The sequence below is a fragment of the Microcoleus sp. A2-C3 genome, assembly GCF_036706065.1.
Lineage (GTDB): Bacteria > Cyanobacteriota > Cyanobacteriia > Cyanobacteriales > Microcoleaceae > Microcoleus.
In genome coordinates this window covers 13,576-36,422 of record NZ_JAUBVX010000002.1, presented here as the reverse complement: position 1 = coordinate 36,422, position 22,847 = coordinate 13,576, and the positions used below count along the sequence as shown (strand labels likewise).

21 protein-coding genes, 1 other RNA gene and 1 pseudogene are annotated in these 22,847 nt (G+C 46.9%); 10 read left to right on the top strand and 13 right to left on the bottom strand.

Going from position 1 to position 22,847, the window contains the following annotated elements; genetic code table 11:
* Window positions 1–158 precede the first annotated feature (158 nt).
* The 6 genes from QUB66_RS01505 to rpmI all read right to left on the bottom strand — a co-directional run bounded on the left by QUB66_RS01505 (window position 159) and on the right by rpmI (window position 5,009).
* Complete coding sequence (locus tag QUB66_RS01505) at window positions 159–2,420, bottom strand: sensor domain-containing diguanylate cyclase (protein ID WP_332967885.1); 2,262 nt, start codon at window positions 2,418–2,420, stop codon at window positions 159–161.
* Entirely contained in the window at window positions 2,417–3,025 is a 609-nt protein-coding gene (locus tag QUB66_RS01500; protein WP_265235257.1) for a chemotaxis protein CheC, read from the bottom strand. Before QUB66_RS01500 ends, QUB66_RS01505 begins: the two co-directional genes overlap by 4 nt.
* A complete protein-coding gene (locus QUB66_RS01495) occupies window positions 3,022–3,399 on the bottom strand; it encodes a response regulator (RefSeq protein ID WP_265235256.1) in 378 nt (125 codons plus the stop codon). Before QUB66_RS01495 ends, QUB66_RS01500 begins: the two co-directional genes overlap by 4 nt.
* 234 nt (window positions 3,400–3,633) lie before the next feature.
* The gene (locus QUB66_RS01490) at window positions 3,634–4,164 is read right to left on the bottom strand and encodes a tetratricopeptide repeat protein (protein WP_265235255.1); all 531 of its coding nucleotides are present in this window, start codon (window positions 4,162–4,164) and stop codon (window positions 3,634–3,636) included.
* A 271-nt stretch (window positions 4,165–4,435) separates the two neighbouring features.
* A complete protein-coding gene (gene rplT / locus QUB66_RS01485) occupies window positions 4,436–4,792 on the bottom strand; it encodes a 50S ribosomal protein L20 (RefSeq protein WP_265235254.1) in 357 nt (118 codons plus the stop codon).
* Between the two features lie 19 nt (window positions 4,793–4,811).
* Window positions 4,812–5,009 (bottom strand): 50S ribosomal protein L35, encoded by a 198-nt coding sequence (gene rpmI / locus QUB66_RS01480; protein ID WP_096830688.1) that lies wholly within the window; start codon window positions 5,007–5,009, stop codon window positions 4,812–4,814.
* Here rpmI and QUB66_RS01475 point away from each other — a divergent pair.
* The gene (locus QUB66_RS01475; protein WP_265235265.1) at window positions 4,954–5,160 is read left to right on the top strand and encodes a hypothetical protein; all 207 of its coding nucleotides are present in this window, start codon (window positions 4,954–4,956) and stop codon (window positions 5,158–5,160) included. The two genes, rpmI and QUB66_RS01475, sit on opposite strands and share 56 nt — an antisense overlap.
* Before the next feature lie 48 nt (window positions 5,161–5,208).
* On the opposite strand, the gene QUB66_RS01470 is transcribed toward QUB66_RS01475, so the two are convergent.
* The 3 genes from QUB66_RS01470 to QUB66_RS01460 form a co-directional block, all read right to left on the bottom strand.
* Entirely contained in the window at window positions 5,209–5,391 is a 183-nt protein-coding gene (locus QUB66_RS01470) for a hypothetical protein (RefSeq protein WP_265235253.1), read from the bottom strand.
* A 460-nt stretch (window positions 5,392–5,851) separates the two neighbouring features.
* Window positions 5,852–6,039: non-coding RNA, 6S RNA (ssrS, locus tag QUB66_RS01465), on the bottom strand.
* 50 nt (window positions 6,040–6,089) lie between these two features.
* Window positions 6,090–7,388 carry a 5-(carboxyamino)imidazole ribonucleotide synthase gene (locus QUB66_RS01460; protein WP_332967889.1) on the bottom strand — a complete coding sequence of 433 codons (1,299 nt, stop codon included), beginning with the start codon at window positions 7,386–7,388 and terminating at the stop codon, window positions 6,090–6,092.
* Between the two features lie 338 nt (window positions 7,389–7,726).
* Here QUB66_RS01460 and purD point away from each other — a divergent pair, with 338 nt between their 5' ends.
* Genes purD through QUB66_RS01445 form a run of 3 tightly spaced genes read left to right on the top strand, consistent with a single transcriptional unit; the run spans window position 7,727 to window position 11,515 of the window.
* Window positions 7,727–9,007: a phosphoribosylamine--glycine ligase gene (purD, locus tag QUB66_RS01455; protein WP_332967891.1), complete on the top strand. Its 1,281-nt coding sequence runs from the start codon at window positions 7,727–7,729 to the stop codon at window positions 9,005–9,007.
* Window positions 9,008–9,065: 58 nt separating this feature from the next.
* The gene (locus QUB66_RS01450; protein WP_332967893.1) at window positions 9,066–9,308 is read left to right on the top strand and encodes a hypothetical protein; all 243 of its coding nucleotides are present in this window, start codon (window positions 9,066–9,068) and stop codon (window positions 9,306–9,308) included.
* Window positions 9,309–9,343: 35 nt separating this feature from the next.
* Window positions 9,344–11,515: a HAMP domain-containing sensor histidine kinase gene (locus QUB66_RS01445; RefSeq protein ID WP_265235250.1), complete on the top strand. Its 2,172-nt coding sequence runs from the start codon at window positions 9,344–9,346 to the stop codon at window positions 11,513–11,515.
* Between the two features lie 42 nt (window positions 11,516–11,557).
* On the opposite strand, the pseudogene QUB66_RS01440 reads toward QUB66_RS01445, so the two are convergent.
* Both QUB66_RS01440 and QUB66_RS01435 read right to left on the bottom strand, forming a co-directional pair.
* A pseudogene (locus tag QUB66_RS01440) lies at window positions 11,558–12,364 on the bottom strand (IS5 family transposase); the annotation flags it as partial.
* Window positions 12,365–12,574: 210 nt separating this feature from the next.
* Window positions 12,575–13,912 (bottom strand): ArsB/NhaD family transporter, encoded by a 1,338-nt coding sequence (locus QUB66_RS01435; RefSeq protein ID WP_332970490.1) that lies wholly within the window; start codon window positions 13,910–13,912, stop codon window positions 12,575–12,577.
* Between the two features lie 91 nt (window positions 13,913–14,003).
* Between QUB66_RS01435 and QUB66_RS01430 the strand changes: the two genes are divergently transcribed.
* Window positions 14,004–15,404 (top strand): sensor histidine kinase, encoded by a 1,401-nt coding sequence (locus QUB66_RS01430; protein WP_321161642.1) that lies wholly within the window; start codon window positions 14,004–14,006, stop codon window positions 15,402–15,404.
* 34 nt (window positions 15,405–15,438) lie between these two features.
* Complete coding sequence (gene bchD, locus QUB66_RS01425) at window positions 15,439–17,610, top strand: magnesium chelatase ATPase subunit D (RefSeq protein WP_265238715.1); 2,172 nt, start codon at window positions 15,439–15,441, stop codon at window positions 17,608–17,610.
* A 167-nt stretch (window positions 17,611–17,777) separates the two neighbouring features.
* On the opposite strand, the gene QUB66_RS01420 is transcribed toward bchD, so the two are convergent.
* Together QUB66_RS01420 and QUB66_RS01415 are read right to left on the bottom strand one after the other, a co-directional pair.
* The gene (locus tag QUB66_RS01420) at window positions 17,778–18,101 is read right to left on the bottom strand and encodes a PEP-CTERM sorting domain-containing protein (RefSeq protein WP_265238713.1); all 324 of its coding nucleotides are present in this window, start codon (window positions 18,099–18,101) and stop codon (window positions 17,778–17,780) included.
* Between the two features lie 235 nt (window positions 18,102–18,336).
* On the bottom strand, window positions 18,337–18,513 hold the full coding sequence (locus tag QUB66_RS01415) for a hypothetical protein (protein WP_265238712.1): 177 nt from the start codon (window positions 18,511–18,513) through the stop codon (window positions 18,337–18,339).
* A 161-nt stretch (window positions 18,514–18,674) separates the two neighbouring features.
* On the opposite strand from QUB66_RS01415, the gene QUB66_RS01410 reads away from it, so the two are divergent.
* The 4 genes from QUB66_RS01410 (at window position 18,675) to rpsU (ending at window position 22,845) form a co-directional block, all read left to right on the top strand.
* A complete protein-coding gene (locus QUB66_RS01410) occupies window positions 18,675–19,403 on the top strand; it encodes a Bax inhibitor-1/YccA family protein (RefSeq protein ID WP_265238711.1) in 729 nt (242 codons plus the stop codon).
* A 235-nt stretch (window positions 19,404–19,638) separates the two neighbouring features.
* Window positions 19,639–21,222, top strand: coding sequence for a tetratricopeptide repeat protein (locus QUB66_RS01405; protein WP_332970486.1), 1,584 nt, complete (start codon window positions 19,639–19,641; stop codon window positions 21,220–21,222).
* 119 nt (window positions 21,223–21,341) lie between these two features.
* A protein-coding gene (gene prfB, locus QUB66_RS01400; protein WP_332970484.1) for a peptide chain release factor 2 occupies window positions 21,342–22,461 on the top strand; the annotation gives its coding sequence in 2 pieces (ribosomal slippage) (window positions 21,342–21,413 and window positions 21,415–22,461; 1,119 coding nt in all).
* A gap of 189 nt (window positions 22,462–22,650) precedes the next feature.
* Window positions 22,651–22,845 (top strand): 30S ribosomal protein S21, encoded by a 195-nt coding sequence (rpsU, locus tag QUB66_RS01395; protein WP_006632476.1) that lies wholly within the window; start codon window positions 22,651–22,653, stop codon window positions 22,843–22,845.
* The last annotated feature ends 2 nt before the right edge of the window (window positions 22,846–22,847 follow it).

Genomic DNA, 22,847 nt, shown 5'->3' with positions numbered 1-22,847 from the left:
ACCCATTACCTGATGTACCTCACCGCTCTTGAGAATGGCTATAAGTCTTTGCCAATTATTCAATTATTCAATTATTCAATTCTTTAATCTTTAATCTCTAATCGTTAATGCCGGATTATGGTTAGTATCTATTCCGAATTCAAAAATATTGGCAGCAGTCAAGCGCTTGTGGGTGAGGGGAAATTAGTATTGAGTCGGGAACAGTCGATCGGGCGATCGGGAGCGGCAGTGCCGTTGGTCTTGGCTGTGGCAGACTCTGCCTGGTAAACTTGGAGGCGATCGCGCCCTGCGTCTTTGGCTTGGTACAGCGCTGCGTCGGCTGCATCAATCAAAATCGAGGCTGGGGATTTAGATGCAGGAACCATACTCGCTGCTGAGTCGGCTGCGTCAACCAAAATAGAGGCTTGGGATTCAGATCCAGGAACTATAGTCGCTATCCCCAGACTGACAGTGACGTACAGGCTCACCTGAGAACCAGCGTGAGGAATCTGTAAAGCTGCGATTTTGAGCTGTATGTGTTGGGCTACCAGCGTGGCCCCTTCACTCGCCGTATTCGGCAAAATAACGGCAAATTCTTCGCCTCCGTAGCGAGCTACTAAATCGGCGGGGCGATCGACTGCATTGCCGATCGCCTGGGCGACTTGCCGCAAACAGTCGTCTCCCCTTGGATGTCCGTAGGTATCGTTGTAACTTTTAAAAGAATCAATATCGCACAAAATTAGGGACAGAGGCATTTGTTCCCGCTCTTGTCGGCGCCACTCCCTGTCTAAATACTGATCGAAGCGGCGGCGGTTTGCTAGCTGCGTCAGTTCGTCTAAAGTTGCTAAACGCTCTAACTTGAGGTTGGCTGCTTGCAACTGCTGATAGAGTTCTGCTTGTTTGATCGCGATCGCCAACTGGGCGGCCAGATTCGACAGCAACTCGACTTCCAACTGCATCCACTGTCTGGGACTGCACTGGTGAGCCATCAACAGCCCCCACAACTCCTCCCCTTGCACTAGCGGTACCACCAAATAAGCTTTCACGTCAAATTGTGCGAGCAAGTCAATTTGATTTTGGGGCAAATTGGCGGCCGAGACATCGGCGATTGGTCGGATCGCCCGATGTTGATACGCTTCGAGATAGAATTCGTCAAAACAAAACTTTTCCAGGGTTTCTCCCAGCATCGGCCGACAGTTGGGTGCTACAGATTCCACTGTTACCGACCCCGTGGCGGGTCCAGGGCAGAGACTGCCGCCGCTACAGGGGTTGAAGCGGACGATCATCACTCGATCGGCATTTAGGAACTGGCGCACTTCTGTCACTGTCGTGCTGAGCACTTCGCCCAAATCCAGAGACTGACGGATGTGCTGAGTAATCGTCCCCATCAATTTTTCCCGTTCGTTTTGCTGCCGCAGTGCCTCTTCTGCCCGCTTGTACTCGGTAATATCTTGAGCAGTGCCGAAAATTTGTTTGGGCTCGCCCTCTGCTGTGCGGGCGAACACTTGATCGCGACAGCGGAACCAGCGCCATTCGCCCGATCGATGTTTCAGTCGGTACTCCAACTCCAAAATCCTGCCGTCTTGGGCCTTGGGAAATTTTTGCAGGTGCGCGGAAACCTTCTCCAAATCTTCTGGGTACACCAAACTGGAAAACAAAGCCGTTTCCATCTGTAAAATTTCTTCGGGATGGTAGCCGAGCAAATTAAAAGCCTGACCATTGACGTAGACGTTGCGCTGTTCTGTCACATCGTAGATGTAAAGCAAATAAGGCGCCGTGTCAGCAATCTGCTGGATGAAATGCTGGCTCTCGCGCAATTCTTCCTCGATCCGCTGGCGCACTTTCACTTCTTCCACAGCTTGATCCCGCATTGTGCGGTAAGCTTGGATGCGGTGGGTGAGGTCGGTCACGTCTTGAATCACCAACAGTGCGTAAAACGATGGGCAATTGACCCCCGGCCATATTGATGACGAAGCTGAGGGTGGAGATTTTCTAGACAAAAAAGCACTTCTTGGTGATCCGACTCCGAGAGTACCGTCTGATTGCAACTCAAGAGTATGGAGAACCCAGTCTCTAATCTCCTGTTCTTCTATGCCAGCCTCCAAGGCCGGCACAGCATTCACAGTAGTTTGCTGGATGCGCTGCTGGCCGTCTTGCCAAATTGCCGGAATCAGGTGCTTGTGAATTTGAGAAGAAAAAATTGTTGGCGGGCCTCCTGCAAAGATTTGCTTGAAGCGAGTGGCGTACTTTAGCTGACTCAGGTGAGGAAAATGGGTTGTGATCTTTGTTCCCAATATTTGGCTGCGGGGAATTTTTGTCCAGTCTTCGAGACAGGCATTCCAAAACAGCACCACAAAATCATCTTGCAGCAAGCATGCGCCGACTGGTACGCTGTCGAGAACACCAAACTTTTCCTTAATAGTTTTGCTCTCCTCGATCATAGACCCCCGGCAAGTTGATTGATCGCAACCAACAAGGTGTCAAAGGAACTGACATTGAAAATGAGGATGATATCTCCTTCAATGTGAAGCTTTTCAATAATGAAACGGGTCTGGGCTAATAAAACAACTGTATCAGTACCCACACCGCCAGATGTCAGCAAAGTAGCGATCGTCCCTTCCGTGTAATTGGGAATTGAGTAGTTCAGGCGCTGCTGAAGTACGTTGCTGATTGCACCCATTACCCCATTGATCACAATATTTCCGACTTCACTCAGCGTACCAATTTTGACTGAATCTAGGTCGTGAGTTCCAACTTCTTCCCCTGTCAGCATCGTCACGAGCATTGCCGCGCTGTTGGTGGGAAAGACTAACTGGGCAATACCTCCAAAGGAACCAGTGAATTTAAGCTGGACGGCAGCGATTTGTTCGCCGTTGAGATGCTGCTCTAATTGTGCTTGCACGTCTGCAGGAGACAAGACTTGGAGGTAAGGGATTTGCAAGCGAATGGGAGATTCGATCATGTCGTTCAAAATCCCTGCTGCTTGACCGATCCCGATGTTGACGAGTTCCTGCAAAGCATCGAGCTGTCGAGCGCTTAATTTCATGGGGTGATCTCCTCGCTGGCACTGAGAGCTTTATTGATCCACCCGATCAGTTCGTCTGAGTTCGGCATTTTGTGAATGACTGCCAGGGCTCCGAGTTCCATGCACTCGGATTTGGTGGTCGCTTGAATGTCTGCGGTAATGACGATGACTGGAATTTTATATCCTCTCTCGCGCATGGCTTGCAGGACTTCCCGACCTTCCATTTCCGGCATCAGCAGATCTAAGAGCATACAGTTTGGGGTTTTAGTCGCCAACAGCTCTAGAGCTTCGGGGCCGCTCGCTGCTTCCCAAGTCTCGTATCCTTCTGCTCGCAGGATTTTGCAGATTACCCTGCGAGTCAACCACGAATCTTCGACAACGAGAATTGATGTCACTACGTTCTCCTCCTTCAATTGTTTAGGACTGACCGGCGTTGCAGGTACTGCTTTGATCTTGACAGTAGTTTAAACTGTTGGGATGGTGTGCGATCGCAGTGGCTGAATTGCTGTTCTTAAAAACTAACGCATTAAGGTGTTCGATAGTTGAGTCTCTTTGATTATGGGAACAAAAAACCCGGTTTCGGAATGAAACCAGGTTGGCGGGATCTGTATTGCTTGTAACACCGGCGATCAATTATAGATTACTAAACGCTTCCTGAGGGAATCTACTCGCTTTTTAGCCGTGGCATTCTCTGGATCGTAGGCGAGGGCTTGTTCGTACATTTCCAAGGCTTGAGCTATTAATTTCTTGCGCTCGTAGGCGTGACCCAGATTGTTGAGAGATGTAACGTATTCTGGTTGCAACTTCAGGGCTTCTTTGTACTGGCGGATTGCGATGTCGTACTGTTCTTGGCCGAAGTGCGCAAAACCTAGGGCGTTGTAAAGAAACGCCAGATCTGCTTCGCCTTCTACGTCTTGGGTTTTCAGGGCTTTTTGAAACAGTACGATCGCCTGGGAGTAAAGTTTTTTATCTACATAAATACTTCCCAACTCATAGTATTCCTGTGCTGTTCCTTTTTCTAGGGTCAGCTTGTTTTCTAAGCGTTCCAAGGACATTTCCAGCCTCCGAGTTTTGAAAATCTGGCGCACAATAAACCAGGCACTGCTGCCGAGTATAATCAGCAAAACAGACACGTAAACAATTAGCAAATTACTGTCCATGTTTTTCTTAAAATTAGGTAGATTCAGTGGAAGGTTTTATTTATTTTAATTCAGCTAATCTCAGAGATTTGCCTCTGCAACTGTATAAAAAACACGAAAACGGCGATCGACTAGCCCGATCGCGATTTCACAAAAAGCAAGAATCCAGAAGTAAGAACAAAGAAGGAAAATTGGTCTCAATCTCCTAAATTTATCAGGAGTTTTCCTTCTCTGGCAGATAGCTAAATCTTTCTTACTTCTGCTTTCTTCCTTCTCAAAACCGATCGAGCTTTCACGCTCCGGCTCGGTTTGCCATTTCCACGACTTTACCGAATGTTGCAGGGTCAATGATTGCCATTTGTGCCAGCATTTTGCGGTTGATTTCGATATTGGCTTTCTTCATGTTGCCGATCAGTCTGCTGTAGCTCGTACCGTGTAGGCGAGATGCAGCATTGATCCGAGCAATCCACAGGCGGCGGAAATCGCGTTTGCGTTTTTTGCGATCGCGATAACCGTTACGCAGGGCTTGCATCACCCGTTGGTTAGCTGTGCGGAACTGTTTGGACTGTGCGCCTCGGAAACCCTTAGCTAATTTGAGAATTTTTTTGCGGCGCGCTCTGGCGACATTACCGCGTTTTACCCGTGTCATCTTTAATTTCCGTTAAACTTTACAAGTATGGAAGCATTAACCGCACGTTAGCATCATTGGTCTCATCGATGACGACCAGCTTAGAGAGACGGCTTTTGCGAGCTGAACTTTTGTGTGAAAGCAAGTGGCTTTTGTAAGCTTTGCGGCGCACAATTTTACCGGTGCCGGTCGCTCTAAAGCGCTTTGCGGCTGCTTTGCGAGTTTTGAGTTTTGGCATGGGATGGTGTTATTTGGACACAAGCTCTAACGGTATCACGTTTTTGGTACTTTCTGCAAGGGAGATTTGCGGGTTGCGATTTAGGGAGAGCGTCGGAGGGCGATCGCGCGATCACATTGGTTTCGCGCAACCCCAGATTGTAGAATTTTAGCTGAAGGTCGATCGAGCTAACCGTCGCGCACCATCCAAACCAACCGCCTCAAAAGTGCGCCACAGGAGGCACAGCATAGTCATTGAGGTCAATTGTCAGAGTTTTTGCCTCCAACTTCAAAAATCTCCAAACAGTACCGCTGGTGACGCTGCCATAAATTGTGGCGATCGGGATATTGTTAATTTCATTAAACTTTTGAGCCGCCACCATTTCGGCCGCACACTGTCTCAAACCTACTTTCAGGGAGCATCTCAGTTGCAATTTTGAGCGTGCGAGCTTAAGAACTCGCGCTCTATTCAACACTCGCGATCTCTTAAGCTCGCACTGTTAAGAAATTGCTTTTTCGCAAAATGAGTTTTTGGGTTGGGTGACGAGAAATATAGAAATAAACCCGGTTTCTGAGATTTACAGCGAGTGGTGAGAAACCGGGTTTCTACGAGTTTTTGGGTTGGGTGACGAGAAATATAGAAATAAACCCGGTTTCTGAGATTTACGCAGAATATATCTCAAATGGGTTTTATAAACAGAAAAAGCCAAATCCGCATCTGCGTTTATCCGCCTTAATCTGCGGTTTTCCTATCAATCAAAAAATTATGAAATCAACCTAAAGATTGCCAATTCTCAATTCCCATATATCAAAAAAAAATAGGCTAGCCATATTTCACAGCGCCTATCTCAATCAAAATTATGATGGTTCACCGCAACGCCGTCTTACCTCAGCTTTTGACCTGGTATTTTACCAGGTGGGCACCGTTGGCTCGGACTTAAAGTTTCTGGGTACAAGCCCAGTTTACTGCTGTCCAAACATCTTGATTCCCTAGAGTTAAGAGTTATAGATCAAAAAAACATTATTGGCAGTCACCAACGTCGCAGTAGAACCTTTATTTAATATACAGCAACTAACCAGATTTTGGCAAGCTTTGAGCAATTTAACTTGCATACCAGATGGATTCTACGGTTTGAGCGATCGCACTAGCTGACTTTCCCCCATTCCCCCCCAAGTCCCCGTCGAACAGAACAGTAACGTGACCGAGTTTGCGACCCGGACGCGATTCTTTTTTACCATACCAATGCACAAAAGCGCCACTGATTTGTGCCAGTTCTTTTCGTTTCTCTAAATAATCCGACTCGGCAGACTCGTAGCCTAGCAAATTTACCATCACAGCACCTGCACATTTCAGATCGCAATTGCCTAAAGGCAGTTGACAAACTGCGCGCAAATGCTGTTCAAATTGTGAAGTTTCGCAAGCATCGATAGTAAAATGTCCTGAGTTGTGGGTGCGGGGGGCAATTTCATTGACAAACAGCTTATTGTCGGCGGTTAAAAATAATTCAATGCCGAATATGCCGACAGCTTCCAAGTCATTGAGGAGAGTGCGGGCGATCGCACAAGCTGCGGTTTTGACATCTAAACTAATATCGGCGGGTGCAATCACCAGGCGGCAAACCTGATTTTGCTGTTGAGTTTCGACGATCGGGTAAATCGCAATTTCCCCAGTTGGCGATCGAGCCGCAATCACTGCTAATTCGCGATCGAACGGCACAAACTCTTCTACCAGCAAAGACTGACCTTTAAGTTTAGCACTAATTAACTCAAAACTTGCCCGTTCTTTAACAATAAAAGTACCTTGGCCGTCATAACCGTGGCGGCGAACTTTGACGACAAACGGAAAGTCGATCGCCCCAGATTGCGAGTCTTGTTCCATCTGTGCGCTGTCGGAAACAGAAATTGCTAAATTGTCGATCGCAACTTCATTAACGATGGGATCATCCTCCACACCCTGCGGTTCCAGCAACAAATCCAGGCGCAAATCTGCCAGATCATTCAGCGCCCAAAACCTCGGAGTTGGCAAACCTAAATCTTTTAAATAACAGCGTTGTACGTACTTATCCAACAACGGAGAAAGCGACGACAAACTCGGTCGAAATAACACACCTTGCTGTTCCAATACCCGCAAACCATCCAAATCTACAAACTCATTTTCAAAAGTAATAACATCGCAGCCCTCCGCCAATTGATCCGTAGCCAAAACATCATCAACAGCAGCGAAAACAGCACCCGCCGCAACCGAAACTGCCGGGTCAGTAGCATTAGGAGTTTGCACTACCAATTCAATACCCAGCGCGCTAGCAGCATCTCCCATCATCGAAGCTAGCTGGCCGCCGCCGACAACGCCCACCCGCTTCAATTTGGCAGACGAACTCGCAGCGGTTTGATTTGATTTCATGTGAGTAAAATTCCTGGTGTCAACCTGTCTATTTTATCGCTATTTGTACCAGGATGAATGAGAGTAATTGAATATTTAAAAGCCAGGTTCTTTTTTCAAATTGCATGATTGAATCGAGGCAGTACCCAGAAAAATTTGGAGGCGAAAGTCTTTGATTCTTGAACGATCCCAGGTTTTGGTAAACAGCGCTCCAGTCCCACTCCTCCAGAAAAGTGCCACATCTAGCAATTCCTTCGCGCCAAGCATGGCATAATTGACAGCACTGCAAAAAGCAGATAGACAGGTGCAAACACTGAAAATCAAACATTCAGAGAACAAAATTTATAGGTGAGGATGCTGTGAAAGTTTTGGTTGTGGGGAATGGAGGTCGCGAACACGCGATCGCGAAAAAACTGCTAGAATCTACGCGGATTAAACAAGTCTTCTGCGTACCGGGCAACGGCGGCACAGCTACCACCAAAGGCTGTCAAAATCTGTCGCTCAACATCGACGACTTCCAAGGCATCGAACGCTTTGTGATGGTGAACAACATCGGACTCGTCATCGTGGGCCCAGAATTGCCCCTATCGCTAGGCATCGTTGACTACTTCCAACAGCGAAAACTGATGATTTTCGGCCCCACCAAAGCCGGCGCCCAAATTGAATCGAGCAAATCCTGGGCCAAAGAATTGATGCTCTCTTCAGGCATCCCAACACCCAAAGCTGCCGTATTTACAAACGCAGAAGCAGCCAAAGCCTACGTTGTGGAGCAAGGAATTCCCATAGTCATCAAAGCAGACGGACTCGCATCAGGCAAAGGAGTCACCGTTGCCACCACCGTCAAAATGGCTCACAGCGCCATCAACACCATTTTTCGAGGTGAATTCGGCACCGACAACATCCGAGTCGTCATCGAAGAATATGTAACTGGTCAAGAAGTTTCGATTCTCGCCCTTACCGACGGTATCACGGTGGAACCGCTGCTGCCGGCCCAAGACCACAAAGCGATCGGCGAAGGCGACAAGGGAGCCAACACCGGCGGTATGGGAGCCTACGCCCCAGCGCCCATTGTCACCCCAGAGCTCATGGAGAGGATTCAAACAGAAATTCTGGAACCCACCCTCGCCGCGCTGCAAAAACGCAACATCGACTACCGGGGCGTCCTCTACGCAGGTTTAATGATTACAGCGGAAGGAGAACCCAAAGTCTTAGAATTCAACTGTCGTTTCGGAGATCCCGAAACTCAAGCGGTTTTGTCCCTGCTGGAGACTCCTCTGGAAGATTTGGTGCTGGCTTGTTGTCAGCAGCGTCTCGGTGAATATTCCAACATTCGCTGGAAGTCGGGGGCTGCTGTGTGCGTAGTTTTGGCTTCGGGGGGCTATCCTGGAAATTACCAAAAAGGCAAAATTATTACAGGTATTGAGGAAGCTGAAGCCAAAGGTGCAGAAGTGTTTCACGCCGGCACTCAGTTGAAGCAGCAGTTAGTTACCGAGGGCGGCCGCGTTTTGGGTGTGACTGCGACGGGGGAAACTTTGGAACAAGCTATAAACAAAGCTTACACAGCAGTAGATTGTATTGAATTTGAAGGGGTCTACTGTCGCCGGGACATCGGCCGTCGAGCGTTGGGCGATCAAAATTAGGAATTGCGACATCGACCGCCATCGGCAAGCCAAGCATTCTCAAAGTAGAAGTGTAACAATGAAGTTTGGTATCTCTGCGGTGGCGGTAGCGGACTGGTCGCTGCTGAAAATTCGATCGACCAAAAACTCTATTAAGCAAATCTACCTAATTAAACGTAAAATATCGATCGCTAAAAAGATTGCTGTGTATATCTTCTTCCGTCTTCCTTCTTCCGTCTTCCTTCTTCCGTCTTCCGTCTTCCGTCTTCCTTCTTCCGTCTTCCGTCTTCCGTCTTCCTTCTTCCTTCTTCCTTCTACTTAATCTTGCTTTTAATATTAAACTGGTGAACTGGTAAAATGCTGGCCATACTAAACAAAATCGGAGAAATTATTGCCCGCTGGTGGTCGGATTTTACCCTCCAGACTCGCCTGATGGCCGGTGCTACCCTCGTAGTTTCGTTAATTATGAGCGCCCTGACTTTCTGGGCCGTGAATACTATCCAGCAAGATGCCAGACTTAACGATACTCGCTACGGCCGCGACCTCGGTTTGCTGTTATCGGCAAATGTGGCGCCACTGATTGCGAAAAACGATCGCTCAGAAGTTGCCCGTTTTTCCCGCCAATTTTACAGCAGCACCTCCAGCGTCCGCTATATGCTGTACGCCGACGAAGCAGGGGATATTTTTCTGGGAATACCTTTCTCGGAATCGGAGGTGCGCACTTCCCTGACGCTGCGCCGCCAAATTAAACTCCCGGATAATTTTATCGCCGACATTGAGGCGAGAAATTTGACTTCTTTGCCTTTGGTGCGGCAGCACTTAACGCCAGACGGAGAAGTGACTGATGTATTTGTACCGCTAATTCACGAAGATAAATATTTAGGCGTTTTGGCGATCGGCATTAACCCAAATCCCGCAGCAGTGATCTCTTCAAATCTGACTAGGGATGTCACTTTAGCAGTATTTGTCACCATTTGGGTGATGGTTATTTTGGGCGCTGTATTTAATGCCCTGACAATTACTCACCCGATCAAACAATTAGTATTTGGGGTAAAAAATATCGCGGGCGGGAATTTTAAGCAGCGAGTTGACCTGCCTTTGGGGGGAGAATTGGGCGAGTTGATTGGCAGTTTTAACGAGATGGCCGAGAAATTAGAAAGTTATGAAGAACAAAATATTGAAGAGTTGACAGCGGAAAAAGCGAAGTTGGAAACTTTGGTTTCAACTATTGCTGACGGGGCGCTGTTGCTGGATGCGAATTTGCAGGTGATTTTAGTTAACCCAACGGGGAGGCGGATTTTTGGATGGGAAGGTAAAAATGCGATCGGCATTAACGTCGTAAATATTTTACCTTCAGAAGTGCAGCGCGAGCTAGCAAGACCCCTGCAGGAAATAGCTGCGGGCGATCGCGAAGGCGGCGAATTTCGCATCTCAATCAGCGAACCAGTCAACCGTACCATACGGATTGTTTTAACTACTGTCATTCTGCACAAAGCATCCGACTCCGAACCACTGTGCAAAAGCTGCGTCCGCGATGAGGAAAATACCTGTACCGAGTCGGAACGCCCGAAGGCAATAGAGTGTACTTTCTACGAAGAAACCTCCAAACATCAAGGTTCTGGACAGTACCGCGAAAGTCTCAAAGGCATTGCAATGACAGTACAAGACATCACCCGCGAAGTAGAACTAAATGAGGCTAAAAGCAATTTTATCAGCAATGTTTCTCACGAATTGAGAACGCCTTTATTTAATATCAAATCTTTTATCGAGACTCTCCAGGAGTACGGAGAAGACCTTCAAGAAAGCGAGCGCCGGGAATTCCTAGAAATTGCCAATCGAGAAACCGATCGCCTCACCCGTTTAGTCAACGACGTGTTAGACTTGTCACGCCTAGAATCCTGCCGAATCTATCAACTAGACGCAGTTGACCTCCCGCAAGCTGTCGAACAAACCCTGCGGACTTATCAGTTAAATGCAAAGGATAAAGGAATTCAATTAGAGCAAGACGTTGACCCATTGTTGCCACCAGCTTTAGGTCATTACGATTTGCTGCTGCAAGTATTTGGGAATTTAGTAGGAAATGCCTTAAAATTTACGGAGTCCGGCGGCAAGGTCGGAATTCGAGCGTATTTGGTAGATTCGGACGTGGTGGCCGACAAAGACAGCGCATCCGGGAACCACAATTTGTCACCGAATACCAGAGATTTTCCGATAGTGCGGATCGAAATTTCTGATACTGGGATTGGCATAGATCCCGAAGACCAACAAGCAATTTTTGATCGCTTTTTCCGAGTAGAAAACCGAGTTCACACTCTAGAAGGCACCGGATTAGGTCTTTCGATTGTCAGAAACATTATTGACAAGCACCACACTAAAATCAATTTAGTTAGCGAAGTTAATGTGGGTACAACTTTCTGGTTTGACTTACCAGTTTATCAGCATAAACAATCACTAGATATGGAAAATGCTTGGCCGGTGGAAGCAAAGGTAGAGACTGAAACAAGTTCGACCCCAGCTAAAACTGTTTAATAGACCTCTTGCAAAAAAAATCTATGCTATAATACAAGGTTTTCAATTTAATCCCCCTAGAGCTAACTCATAATTATAAATTGCTGATAACAAATTACAACGCAGACCATAGCGGCGACGACGATTCCGATAACGACTCGACAAGATTTTAAAAATTTTCAGACTCCGGTTAACGTGTTCAATAACAATTCTTTCTTGTGCTAGAACTCGATTGTAGTCTTTTTCTAAGAGAGAAAGTTTTCCATTTTTAGGTTTCTTTCTAGGAATATAACTATTGGAATGATCATCTTTTATGCCTTGATACCCACTATCTTGTAAGCTATCTGTTTCGGGATGAAAATGAATTTTACTTTTTTTAAACAAGCTAAAATCGTGGCAATGTCCTTGCCCAAAAGCAGTGCAAATAATTGCTCCTGTCTCTTGATTAATGACCAATTGAGTTTTGAGGGTATGACATTTCTTCTTGCCTGAATAATATTTTTTCTGTTTTTTTTTTGGTCGTTCAATAGCTGTTTCTGTGACATCGATCGCCACGACTGCTGGATAATCAGAGTTTTTGAGTAATGCTTTTTTCCCAGTCAGACGGAATTTTCCCGTTTTCATTAAAGTTGATTCGATGTCAATTACAATTCGGCAAATAGTTGATTCAGATACTCCCCAATTTGTCGCAATATGAAAATATGTTCGATATTCTCGCCAATATTCCAATGCGACTAAGACCTGTTCTTCAAGAGTTAGGATAGTCCCACGCCCTCTTCTGTCTTTATGATTTTCTGACCTGAATTCTTCCAAGGCTTTAACCATTACTTTTAAGGTTTGAATTTTGACACCAAATCTACGTTTAAATTGATGAGATGTCTCTCTTTAGATAAGATTGATTTTTCATGATTTACTGATTGTGCAACAACCAATATAAGTTTCTACTATTTTATCCTGTTTCTAGCAAGGCAAGAGTAAAAATAAGTTAAGACTTTGGATTCAATCCAGTAAAGCAAAACTTTCCATTATATCATAAAATTATTTTGCAAGAGGTCTAATGACTAATGACTAATGACTTCTTCAAATCAAAAACCGAATAGTTACATAAACAGCAGCCACCACCAATTGCACCGCCATCACCGGAAGCCCGTAACGCAGAAAAGTTTGAAAAGAAATCCGCCGTCCGTACTGCTCCGAAATTCCCGCAGCCACTACATTAGAAGAAGCTCCTATCAAAGTGCCGTTTCCGCCTAAATTTGCCCCGTACATCATCGCATAAAACAGCGGTAGTACAGCAGGTGGAAACTGGCCTGCAAAATCTGGATTCAGCACTTCTGTCGGTGCGAGGCCGACATTCACCACATACTGTTTTAACAGTGGCACCATCGCCACTACCAACGGAATATTTGGCACTACGCTTGACATCAAACCCACAAAAAATAACAAACCTAAAGAACCCAGAAAAATATTTTTACCTAAAACAACTGCTAAAAATCCTGACATACTGCCAATGACTCCGGTTTTTTCTAAACCGCCAATTAGCACAAAAAACGACATAAAAAATAACAGCGTGCTCCAATCTAAATCCCGCAAAATATTGTTAACAGTATCTATTTTGGAATGGTGAGCTAAAAGCATTGCCAAACCAGCGCCCAACAAAGCAACCGCCGCCGGTGAAATTGGTATTGGCAGAGACTCTCCTACTACAAAAAATACCAGCACGAAAGCTGTGATTAAGCCGCCCACTACTAAAATTCGCGGGTGATTGATTGTTGGCTGTGGCAAATTATTCAAATTGTCTAATTTTTTTCGCCAAATTTCGGGAAACAGCCAAGGTAATATAGCTACTAAAGCTGCTACTGATATCGCCCCGCCCAAACTTAATTGAGTTAGGTAATCTGCAAAACTCATGTTAATCGCATCGCCGACAATGAATGTCGCCGGATCTCCCACGATCGTCAGCAATCCAGAACTGTTAGCTACAAATACCATTAAAATCAGTAATGGTACAAAATCTACCCCGATTTCTTGAGCTATTGGCGGAATTAACGGTGCTAGCAACATGACTGTTGTGGCATTGGGTAAAACTGCACAAATAGGTGTTGTAATTGCGACAATTCCCAGCAAGAGATTTTTGCCTTTGCCTTTAGCCAACAACACCATTTTAGTTGCCAAATAATCGAATACTTTGGTCGGCTCAAAGGCTCTCACCATGACCATCACTCCGAAAAATAAGCCCAGCGTTCCGTGACTGCGATCGATATATTCGATCGCATCCTTTAACGTCATCACGTGGGTAAACACCAGAATCAGCGCTCCCAGGAATGCCGCAATTGTGAGGTGTATCCATTCTGTAATTATTAAGAAAACTACACCGATAAATGTTGCCACAGCGATCGCAGCTTGCACGTTTTCCATTGAGTCCCCTGACAAAATTAAAACTTAAAAATTCCCAACTCTCGGTTTGAGGGATTATACTACTTTATGGCTATTATGTCAATAAGTTTAAGTGCTATTTTTGGCATTGACAAGCTGGGATCAACCGCTCGACAGAGATCCGGCACTCCTGAAAAAATTACCTCAAAACTACTTCTTTTGGCAGGGTTGCGATCGCCCGAAGTTTGGTATGTCGATCGGGCGATCGCTCAACTACAATGAAGCATGGGCAACATCTGCCAAACTCAACCCCCACGCAGACATCATGGACTACAGCCAAGTGCTCGCCGACAAAACCGATACTATCGTCAAAAACTGGATTGCAGCAGTACGTCAGGACAGAAAAATTGAAAGTGCTGACGCCTTAACGCACTCAGCAATAGAGGATCACATACCTCACCTGTTGGCCGCGATGGCCACAGTGCTTTCCCAATATCAAAACAGCGAAATAATAGTAATAATTGAAGCCAGTTTAGATCACGGATTTCTCAGAGCAGAACAAGGCTACGACGCTGCAGAAGTAGCCCGGGAATACCACTTATTGCGTCAAGTAATATTCTCCCAATTAGAAGCAGAATTGCTAGCAGGAACCACCGCCGAAGTATTCAGAGCTTTTCGGCTCATAGATGCCGTAGTAGATGAAGCAATTGCTCAGTGTTTGAATAGCTACGTCGCTCAGAGGCTGCGGGAACTTCAACAAATCCAAACTCAGTTACAACTCACAAATCAAGAACTGAATCGCCTCGTCAGCGTCAATCAAGAAAACGTCTACCATTTAGCTCACGAACTCAAAACTCCCCTCAACTCAATTATCGGTTATTCCGAACTGTTTTTGCGCCAAGAAAAATGGCAATCGGAAATCAAAGATACCCTCCCCGGCATCGAACACATCGAGCGAGTATTGCGCAACGGCAGACAGTTGCTGCGCCTGATTAACGACGCCCTAGAACTTTCTCGCGCCGACGCCGGAAAAATTAAACTTAACCTGCGGCAAACTAATGTACAATCTATAATTAACACCGTAGTAGAAATGATGCAGCCAATGGCTGATGCTAAAGGACTAAAGCTCGCAGTTACCAGCGACTGCGCCCCAAAACAAGTAGTCGCCGACGGACAGCGGCTGCAACAAATTGTCACCAACCTGCTGAGTAATGCCATTCGCTATACAGAATCCGGTAGCATCGAATTACACTGCCGTCAAGCTGGGGCAGAACATTGGGCGATCGCAATTACAGATACTGGTATTGGCATTGCCCCCACAGATCAAAATCGCATCTTTGACGCCTTCTTTCAAGCAGGAGAACCTAGCAGACACAAATTTCCTACCGAGAGCACCGGCCTGGGATTAGCCATAGTATCGCGGCTCGTGACACTGCTACAAGGCAAAATCGAGCTAGAATCAGAAATCGGAGTCGGCTCAACTTTTACCGTGATTCTGCCCCTAGAAGTCAAAATCCTTCAACCAGTAAACTAAACATTAAGTTCAAATTTTTACAGCCCAAAATCCTATGCCCGCAGCCAACCTTAGCCCTTCCACCACAGCCTTTCCCCTCACCGCCGTAGTCGGGCAAGAAGCCATCAAATTAGCCCTACTATTAGCAGCAGTCGATCCCGGATTGGGAGGAGTTGCGATCGCAGGCCGCCGCGGTACAGCAAAATCAGTAATGGCCCGCGCCTTGCATTCCCTACTCCCACCAATTGAAATTGTTAAAGACTCTTTTTGCAACGCCGAACCAGATGAAATTTTTGTAGAAAACACATCTTCTTTATTAGAAGAAAGCGGGCAAGAGTTAGCAGAAACAAGCGGGCAAGAGTTAGCAGAAACAAGCGGGCAAGAGTTAGCAGAAGCAAGCGGGCAAGATGCCCACACCGATACTAATTCCCCAAATACAGAAATAATTCCCACACCATTCATTCAAATTCCTTTGGGTGTCACCGAAGACAGACTCTTAGGTTCCGTCGATGTCGAACAATCTGTAAGATTTGGTCAAACTGTATTTCAAGCAGGACTCTTAGCCCAAGCAAATCGAGGCGTACTTTATGTAGACGAAATTAACCTCCTTGATGACAATATTTCCAACCAATTACTCACAGTATTAACCGAAGGGCGCAACCAAATAGAGCGCGAAGGCATCAGCTTCCAACACCCTTGCAAACCTCTATTCATCGCCACCTACAACCCTGAAGAAGGGCCGTTGAGAGAACATTTACTCGATCGCATCGCGATCGTCCTTTCCGCCGACGCAGCACTCCAACTAGAAGAAAGAGTCTATGCAGTAGAACAAGCTTTATCCTACTCCAGCTCCCCCCAAGAATTCCTCAACCAATACAGCGAAGATACCGACAACCTCAAAACCCAAATCATCCTCGCCAGAGAATGGCTCAAAGATGTCACCATCAGCCGCGAACAAATTGCCTACCTAGTCGAAGAAGCTATCCGTGGCGTAGTTCAGGGACACCGCGCCGAAATATTCGCAGTCCGCGTCGCCAAAGCCTGCGCCGCCATTGAGGGACGCACAGAAGTTAACGCCGAAGACCTGCGCCGCGCCGTAGAATTAGTCATCGTACCCCGCGCCACCGTCATCCAAACTCCCCCAGACGAAAACTCACCTCCTCCTCCCCCGCCGCCACCGCCACAAAAGCAGTCAGAACAAGAACAAGACGAACCCGAAAACGAACAAGAAGACGAAGAAGACCAAGAGGATGAAGACAAACCGGAGCCTGAAGAAGAACCAGAAAAAGATACCATTCCCGAAGAATTTCTGTTCGACCCCGAAGGCGTAATTCTCGACCCCGACGTGCTATTCTTCGCCCAATCCGCCAACCGCCAAGGCAAATCCGGCAGCCGAAGCACCATTTTCTCCGAAGATAGAGGCCGTTACGTCAAGCCAATGTTGCCCAAAGGCCCCGTCCGGCGCATCGCCGTTGACGCGACTCTCCGCGCCGCCGCACCCTACCAAAAAGCCCGCCGCCAAAGGAATTCAGACCAGGAACCCACGGCGAGTTCCAGCCCAAATCGAGAAAAGCGCGTATTTGTGGAACAGGGAGATATTCGGGCGAAGCGCTTGGCGAGAAAAGCTGGAGCTTTAGTCGTCTTTGTCGTGGATGCTTCGGGTTCGATGGCTCTCAATCGGATGCAGTCGGCGAAAGGTGCAGTCATGCAGTTACTCACGGAAGCTTATCAAAGTCGTGACCAAGTTGCGCTGATTCCGTTTCGTGGAGAACAAGCAGAGGTATTGCTACCGCCGACTCGCTCGATAGCCTTAGCCCGCAAGCGTTTGGAGCGGTTGCCCTGCGGCGGTGGTTCGCCCCTCGCCCACGGTTTGACGCAGGCGGTGCGCGTGGGAGTTAACGCGCGGCAGTCTGGAGATATTGGTCAAGTGGCGATTGTTGCGATTACTGACGGACGCGGTAATATTCCTTTGGCTCGTTCTTTGGGTGAACCGATTTTAGATGGCGAAAAGCCGGATATTAAGAAGGAATTGTTGGAAATTGCTGCCAAAATTCGCGGGTTGGGAATGCAGTTGCTGGTGATTGATACTGAGAGTAAGTTTATTTCGACTGGTTTTGCGAAGGAGTTGGCTAAGACTTCTGGCGGAAAATACTATCATTTGCCGAAGGCTTCTGAACAGTCGATCGCAGCGATGACTAAAAATGCTCTCCGCGACGCGATCGGCTAAAATTCTTAAATAGAGATTTCATCCGCATTTTTGAGGGCACGGGCATCCCGCCTGTGTTCCCCTCGGCTCTTCCCCCGACGCTCCTAAGTGGAGATCCCAATTTTAGACCAAAGTTCAAGCTCCCAGATTCATCTGTGGAGTCAATCTAAAATTCTTCAATCTAAAATCTAAAATCGACTGACTCTCCGGCGAGTCACCGCCAGCGAACCGGCAACTAAACCCAACCCCGCCAGCATTGAAGGCTCAGGAATTCTCACGGGCAGAGCCGCCCGGTTTACCGTTACCGGGCTGGGGCTTGGAGAAATGATACCTTGGGGGGATTGACCTGTCTGAGCCAGCAGCAAATTTTCTGAACCAGGCCCTGAAGTAGCGGTATAAACGGCTCGGACATTAGCTGCAACGGCAGCTTGACCCCCGGAAATAACGGCGGTTGCAGCCAATAGAATTCCGGCGGCAGGTGGCAATAATTTGTGAGCAAAAAATGTGGGCATTGGACATTACCTATTTAGCATTTTGTCGATCGAACTCAATCTCTCGATCGTTATTTTTTTGGAAATTCCCTGTGTGAGCTACTGCGAGCAACTAACCGAATCGATTTTAGATTTTAGATTTTAGATTTTAGATTTTAGATTTTAGATTATTGGGCTTTCCTGTCCCTAGTTTCAACTCGCGTCGCCAATCAAAAACCTCAAATCCACTGCGGCCCCTGCTTCGAGCATACAGTCATCAATCCCAAATGGTAAATCCCAAATTCCAAATTGATTGACCTGTGCTACCTGCAATTCGATCGACTTTCAGCTTGCCCATCGCCGCAGATAGCGCCGACACTTTAACCTCAATTATAGCTCTAAGACGATCGACAACCGTGTCAGAGATCGTCCCCAGATAACGAAGACACGGCACAGACTTACTTGTACGCCGCTGATTATAAACAATTACTTCCTACCTGGAAGTGATCTCACCCATTCTTTATCAAATCTTTAAACTATTCCAGGTTTTGTCAACCGGCTATAAAGCTGTCAAAATATAGATAGCAAATCTCAGCCAAAATTAGGTAAATCCTCGTGAGTAACACCAGCAACTTCCGCGAAGCCGTGCGCGAGGCCAAAAACCACGCGCTGGTTGGCCCCAACGTCATCTCCAACGCCCTCCCCTTCGTCGGTGGCGGACTTGTCTTAACCGCTGTCGGCGCCTACGGTGGCCTCGGAGTCATCCGCAACTATCCCGGAATCTTCTTTCCCACGTTTATTGGCGCGATCGTCCTACAATTAATTCTGTTCTTTGTCGTTCGCGGTGTCGCCGAAAAAGGTAACAATAGCACCGCCTTACCCCTCCTAGTAACCTACAGCCTGCTTACCGGCTACACCCTCAGCGGATTGGTGTCTGTAGCACTCAGAAACGAAGGAGTCGGCATTGCTGGCATCGGTTTTGCAGCCCTCGGATGTGGCATTACCTTTATCGCCGCCCGCCAAATTGGCTCTAACTTGTCGGAAACAGACGGCATGGCCATCACCAAAACCATCAGTTTAGGTGTGATTGCTTTGTTAGTCGTCGTTGGCGGTCAATTTTTGCTGTCGTTTTTCGGTGTCTACACCCCAACCTGGTTGGAAATTGGCATTTCTGGCATCGGCGTGTTTATATTTGCTGGCGCTGCGATTGTAGACTTTTACATTCTGCCCCGCAGTTACCGCGATGACCAATATTTGCCAGCCGCTTTGTCGATGTACTTGACTTACATCAACTTGTTCATCTTCATTCTGCGCCTGATGATTGCTATCAACGGCCGCGATTAATCATTGAAGGTTTAGCTTAAAAAAAACCGTAGCGCGATCGACATCCGGCTGCGGTTTTTGATTAAGATTTACAACCAAGATAGCCGTCAGTCGATTTGAGATTTTCAATTTTAGATTTACTCCACAGATGAATCGAGGTATAATTTGAATTTTTAACCGATCGCTCAAAAATCTTGTCATCTCATGCTGTCGATCGCAATTTCAACATTAATCACAAATCAATAGGAGAACACTCATGTACTTAAAATATGAAGATATCAGGAGAGTCAGCGTAGAAATTACTTCCCGGTGCAATGCAGCTTGCCCGCAGTGTCCCCGCACTGACAACCCGATTTTGCCCGCAGCAGAATTAAAGATTGAAGATATTGAGAGAATTTTCCCACAAGAGTTTTGCTCTCAATTGGATTTGATATATATGTGCGGCAACTACGGGGATGCTATGACTAGCAATACCACAATTCCTGCGATCGAATATTGGCACCGCATGGGAGTTCCTCAGATTGGTCTGTACACCAACGGTAGCGGACGTAACCCAGACTGGTGGCGCACCCTGGCACAGACAATGACAGGAGAACACGATACCGTAACTTTTAGCATCGACGGATTGGCTGATACTAACAGCATTTACCGCCAAAATACCAACTGGGACAGGATAATGCAATCTGTTAATGCCTTTATCCAAGCTGGCGGAAAAGCAGTCTGGCACTACTTGATATTTGAACACAACCAGCACCAAGTAGAAGCAGCTAGGGATTTAGCCAAACAACTAGGATTTATCGAGTTTGTACCAAAAGCTACCTCTCGTTTTGTGGCGAAAGAGATTTATGACAAAGAGTCGGCAAATCAACAGCCTCAGAAGGCAGAAAACTCTCAGGTAGATGCTAAGAGCGATCGCCCCAACCAACCAGCAACAACTAATGCGTCAGCCCCTCAGAATCAAACACAGACCGCTGTTGGCTTGCACCAACAAGCGGAGGACTGTTTGAGACAAGGACAGCTCTCAGAGGCGATCGCAGCCAGCCAACAAGCCCTAAAAATTCAGCCTAATTTTGCAGCAGCCTGCAAAACTTTAGGCAACGCTTTTCAAGGTTTGGGGAAGATGCAAGCAGCAGCAGATTGTTACGCCAAGGCACTCGAAATTCAGCCTAATTTTCCAGAAGTTTATGCTAATGTAGGCAGTCTTTATGCTCAACAGCAACAGTGGCAGCCAGCTAGTGCTTATTACCAAAAGGCGATCGAGCTTAAACCCAATTTTGCCGGAGCTTATCGCAATTTAGCTAAAGTGTTGACGCAGTTGGGGCAACCAGAAAAAGCAAATTATGCTTGGTATCAAGCTATAGCTATCGAAACCTCTAAAGCACCAGAACCAACTCTTCCTGTCCGATCACAGCCAGCCAGCCAAGAACTCCAACCCCCATCATTGGAACAATATAAAAATCCACAGGGAGACCAATTTATCCAAGCTGTAGAAACATTTGGTAGCCTAAACAATTACTACCGCAACGTAGAAATTAGCTGTCAAACTCAAGCCAGCAAAGATATTTTTATTTCTTTTGAAGCAGAACTCTGGCCTTGCTGTTGGGTCAGCCATACCAAATACGTTATTTATAACGACACTTACAGACCCCAAATGCTGGCTTTAATTGAAAAGTACGGCGATGGATTTAATTCTCTCAGAACTAAATCTATCAAAGATGCGATCGCCTGTGATTGGTTTCGCGAAGACCTCACAAAAAGTTTTTCATGTTCCAAAAGGTTGGATGTATGCGCTCACGAATGCGGCAAAACTTTCAATTCCACAGGTTCGCAGTATATTTAGAAAGATCCGCGTTCATCCGCGTTCATCTGCGGTCAAAAAATCTTTCTTAGTATTTGTGCAACAACAAGTCAGCAGCAAGCTAAAATTAATATAACACCCCACAACTAGGAAAATTCACAGTGGAAGTTCTAGACATCAAACACAATATCCAAACATTGTCCGATCGACTGGGTACAACCCAGGACTATCTTTGACATCCCCGCACTCACAGCCAAAATTCAAGACTTAGAGCAAATCAGCGCCCAACCAGCATTTTGGGACGACCAAGATCGAGCTCAAGAAACCCTCCAAGAACTTAATGACTTAAAATCTCATTTAGACCAATATCACGGCTGGCAGACTAGCCTAGAAGACGCTAGAGCTATTTTAGAACTGCTGGAGTTAGAAGCCGACGAGTCCCTGTTCCAAGAAGCCTCATCGAGTCTTTCTCAGTTAACCCGCGAACTTGACCAGTGGGAACTGCAACAATTGCTATCGGGGCCCTACGACGAAGGCGGCGCGGTTTTGACAATTAACGCCGGGGCGGGCGGCACGGATGCTCAAGATTGGGCGGAAATGCTGCTGCGGATGTACACCCGCTGGGGAGAAAGTCAAGGTTATAAAGTGCATTTAATGGAGATTTCTGAGGGAGAGGAAGCAGGTGTTAAATCTGCTTCTTTGGAAATTCTCGGCCGCTACGCTTACGGCTACATGAGGTCGGAAAAAGGCACTCACCGTTTGGTCAGAATTTCGCCGTTTAACGCTAATGATAAGCGTCAAACGAGTTTTGCGGGCGTGGAAGTGATGCCGGTGCTCGATCGATCGGTACAATTGGATATCCCAGAAAAAGACTTAGAAATCACAACTTCCCGCGCAGGCGGCAAGGGCGGACAAAACGTTAACAAGGTAGAAACGGCTGTCCGCATCGTTCACCTTCCGACAGGCTTGGCTGTCCGCTGTACCGAAGAACGCAGTCAGTTACAAAATAAGGAAAAAGCTCTCGCACTGCTGAAAGCGCGCCTGTTGGTGATTGCGAAGGAACAGCGGGCTTCGGAAATTGCCGAGATTCGGGGCGACATGGTAGAGGCGGCTTGGGGCCAGCAAATTCGGAATTACGTGTTTCACCCATACCAAATGGTCAAGGATTTGCGGACTGGGGTGGAAACCACCGCTATCGCAGATGTGATGAATGGCGAATTAGATTCGTTTATTCAAGCTTACCTGCGGCAGGAAAATCAGTTAATCGCCCAAACCGATTAGAACCGGGCGAATAGAATTCGCGGCTACACATACCAAGTCCGCCTCCGCGGACTAAAAAATTAAGAGTGCCGGTAGCAGCGGATTTGGTATAATTTTGAGGTTTTGGTCGATCGCCCGACATCCAATAGGTCGCGTTGCCAGAAAGCTTGATATGATAAAACTTGATCTAACAAACATTAAGGAGAAAGAATGACCCAAGTTGTAATCGGCGAAAATGAAGGGATTGAGTCAGCCCTACGACGGTTTAAGCGACAAGTTTCCAAAGCGGGAATTTTCCCCGACATGAGAAAACACCGCCACTTTGAAACCCCCCTCGAAAAGCAGAAGCGCAAAGCTATAGCCAGAAGGACTAAGAGACGCTTCCACCGCAACAACAAACCCTAGAA

Coding starts and splice junctions, on each gene's coding strand:
- rplT (WP_265235254.1), bottom strand. CDS start 4,792: ATGACACGGGTAAAACGCGGTAATGTCGCCAGAGCGCGCCGCAAAAAA.
- QUB66_RS01445 (WP_265235250.1), top strand. CDS start 9,344: ATGCTGGCCATACTAAACAAAATCGGAGAAATTATTGCCCGCTGGTGG.
- QUB66_RS01405 (WP_332970486.1), top strand. CDS start 19,639: ATGTACTTAAAATATGAAGATATCAGGAGAGTCAGCGTAGAAATTACT.
- QUB66_RS01500 (WP_265235257.1), bottom strand. CDS start 3,025: ATGAAATTAAGCGCTCGACAGCTCGATGCTTTGCAGGAACTCGTCAAC.
- QUB66_RS01490 (WP_265235255.1), bottom strand. CDS start 4,164: ATGGACAGTAATTTGCTAATTGTTTACGTGTCTGTTTTGCTGATTATA.
- bchD (WP_265238715.1), top strand. CDS start 15,439: ATGCCCGCAGCCAACCTTAGCCCTTCCACCACAGCCTTTCCCCTCACC.
- rpsU (WP_006632476.1), top strand. CDS start 22,651: ATGACCCAAGTTGTAATCGGCGAAAATGAAGGGATTGAGTCAGCCCTA.
- QUB66_RS01505 (WP_332967885.1), bottom strand. CDS start 2,420: ATGATCGAGGAGAGCAAAACTATTAAGGAAAAGTTTGGTGTTCTCGAC.
- QUB66_RS01420 (WP_265238713.1), bottom strand. CDS start 18,101: ATGCCCACATTTTTTGCTCACAAATTATTGCCACCTGCCGCCGGAATT.
- rpmI (WP_096830688.1), bottom strand. CDS start 5,009: ATGCCAAAACTCAAAACTCGCAAAGCAGCCGCAAAGCGCTTTAGAGCG.
- QUB66_RS01460 (WP_332967889.1), bottom strand. CDS start 7,388: ATGAAATCAAATCAAACCGCTGCGAGTTCGTCTGCCAAATTGAAGCGG.
- QUB66_RS01450 (WP_332967893.1), top strand. CDS start 9,066: ATGAAGTTTGGTATCTCTGCGGTGGCGGTAGCGGACTGGTCGCTGCTG.
- QUB66_RS01435 (WP_332970490.1), bottom strand. CDS start 13,912: ATGGAAAACGTGCAAGCTGCGATCGCTGTGGCAACATTTATCGGTGTA.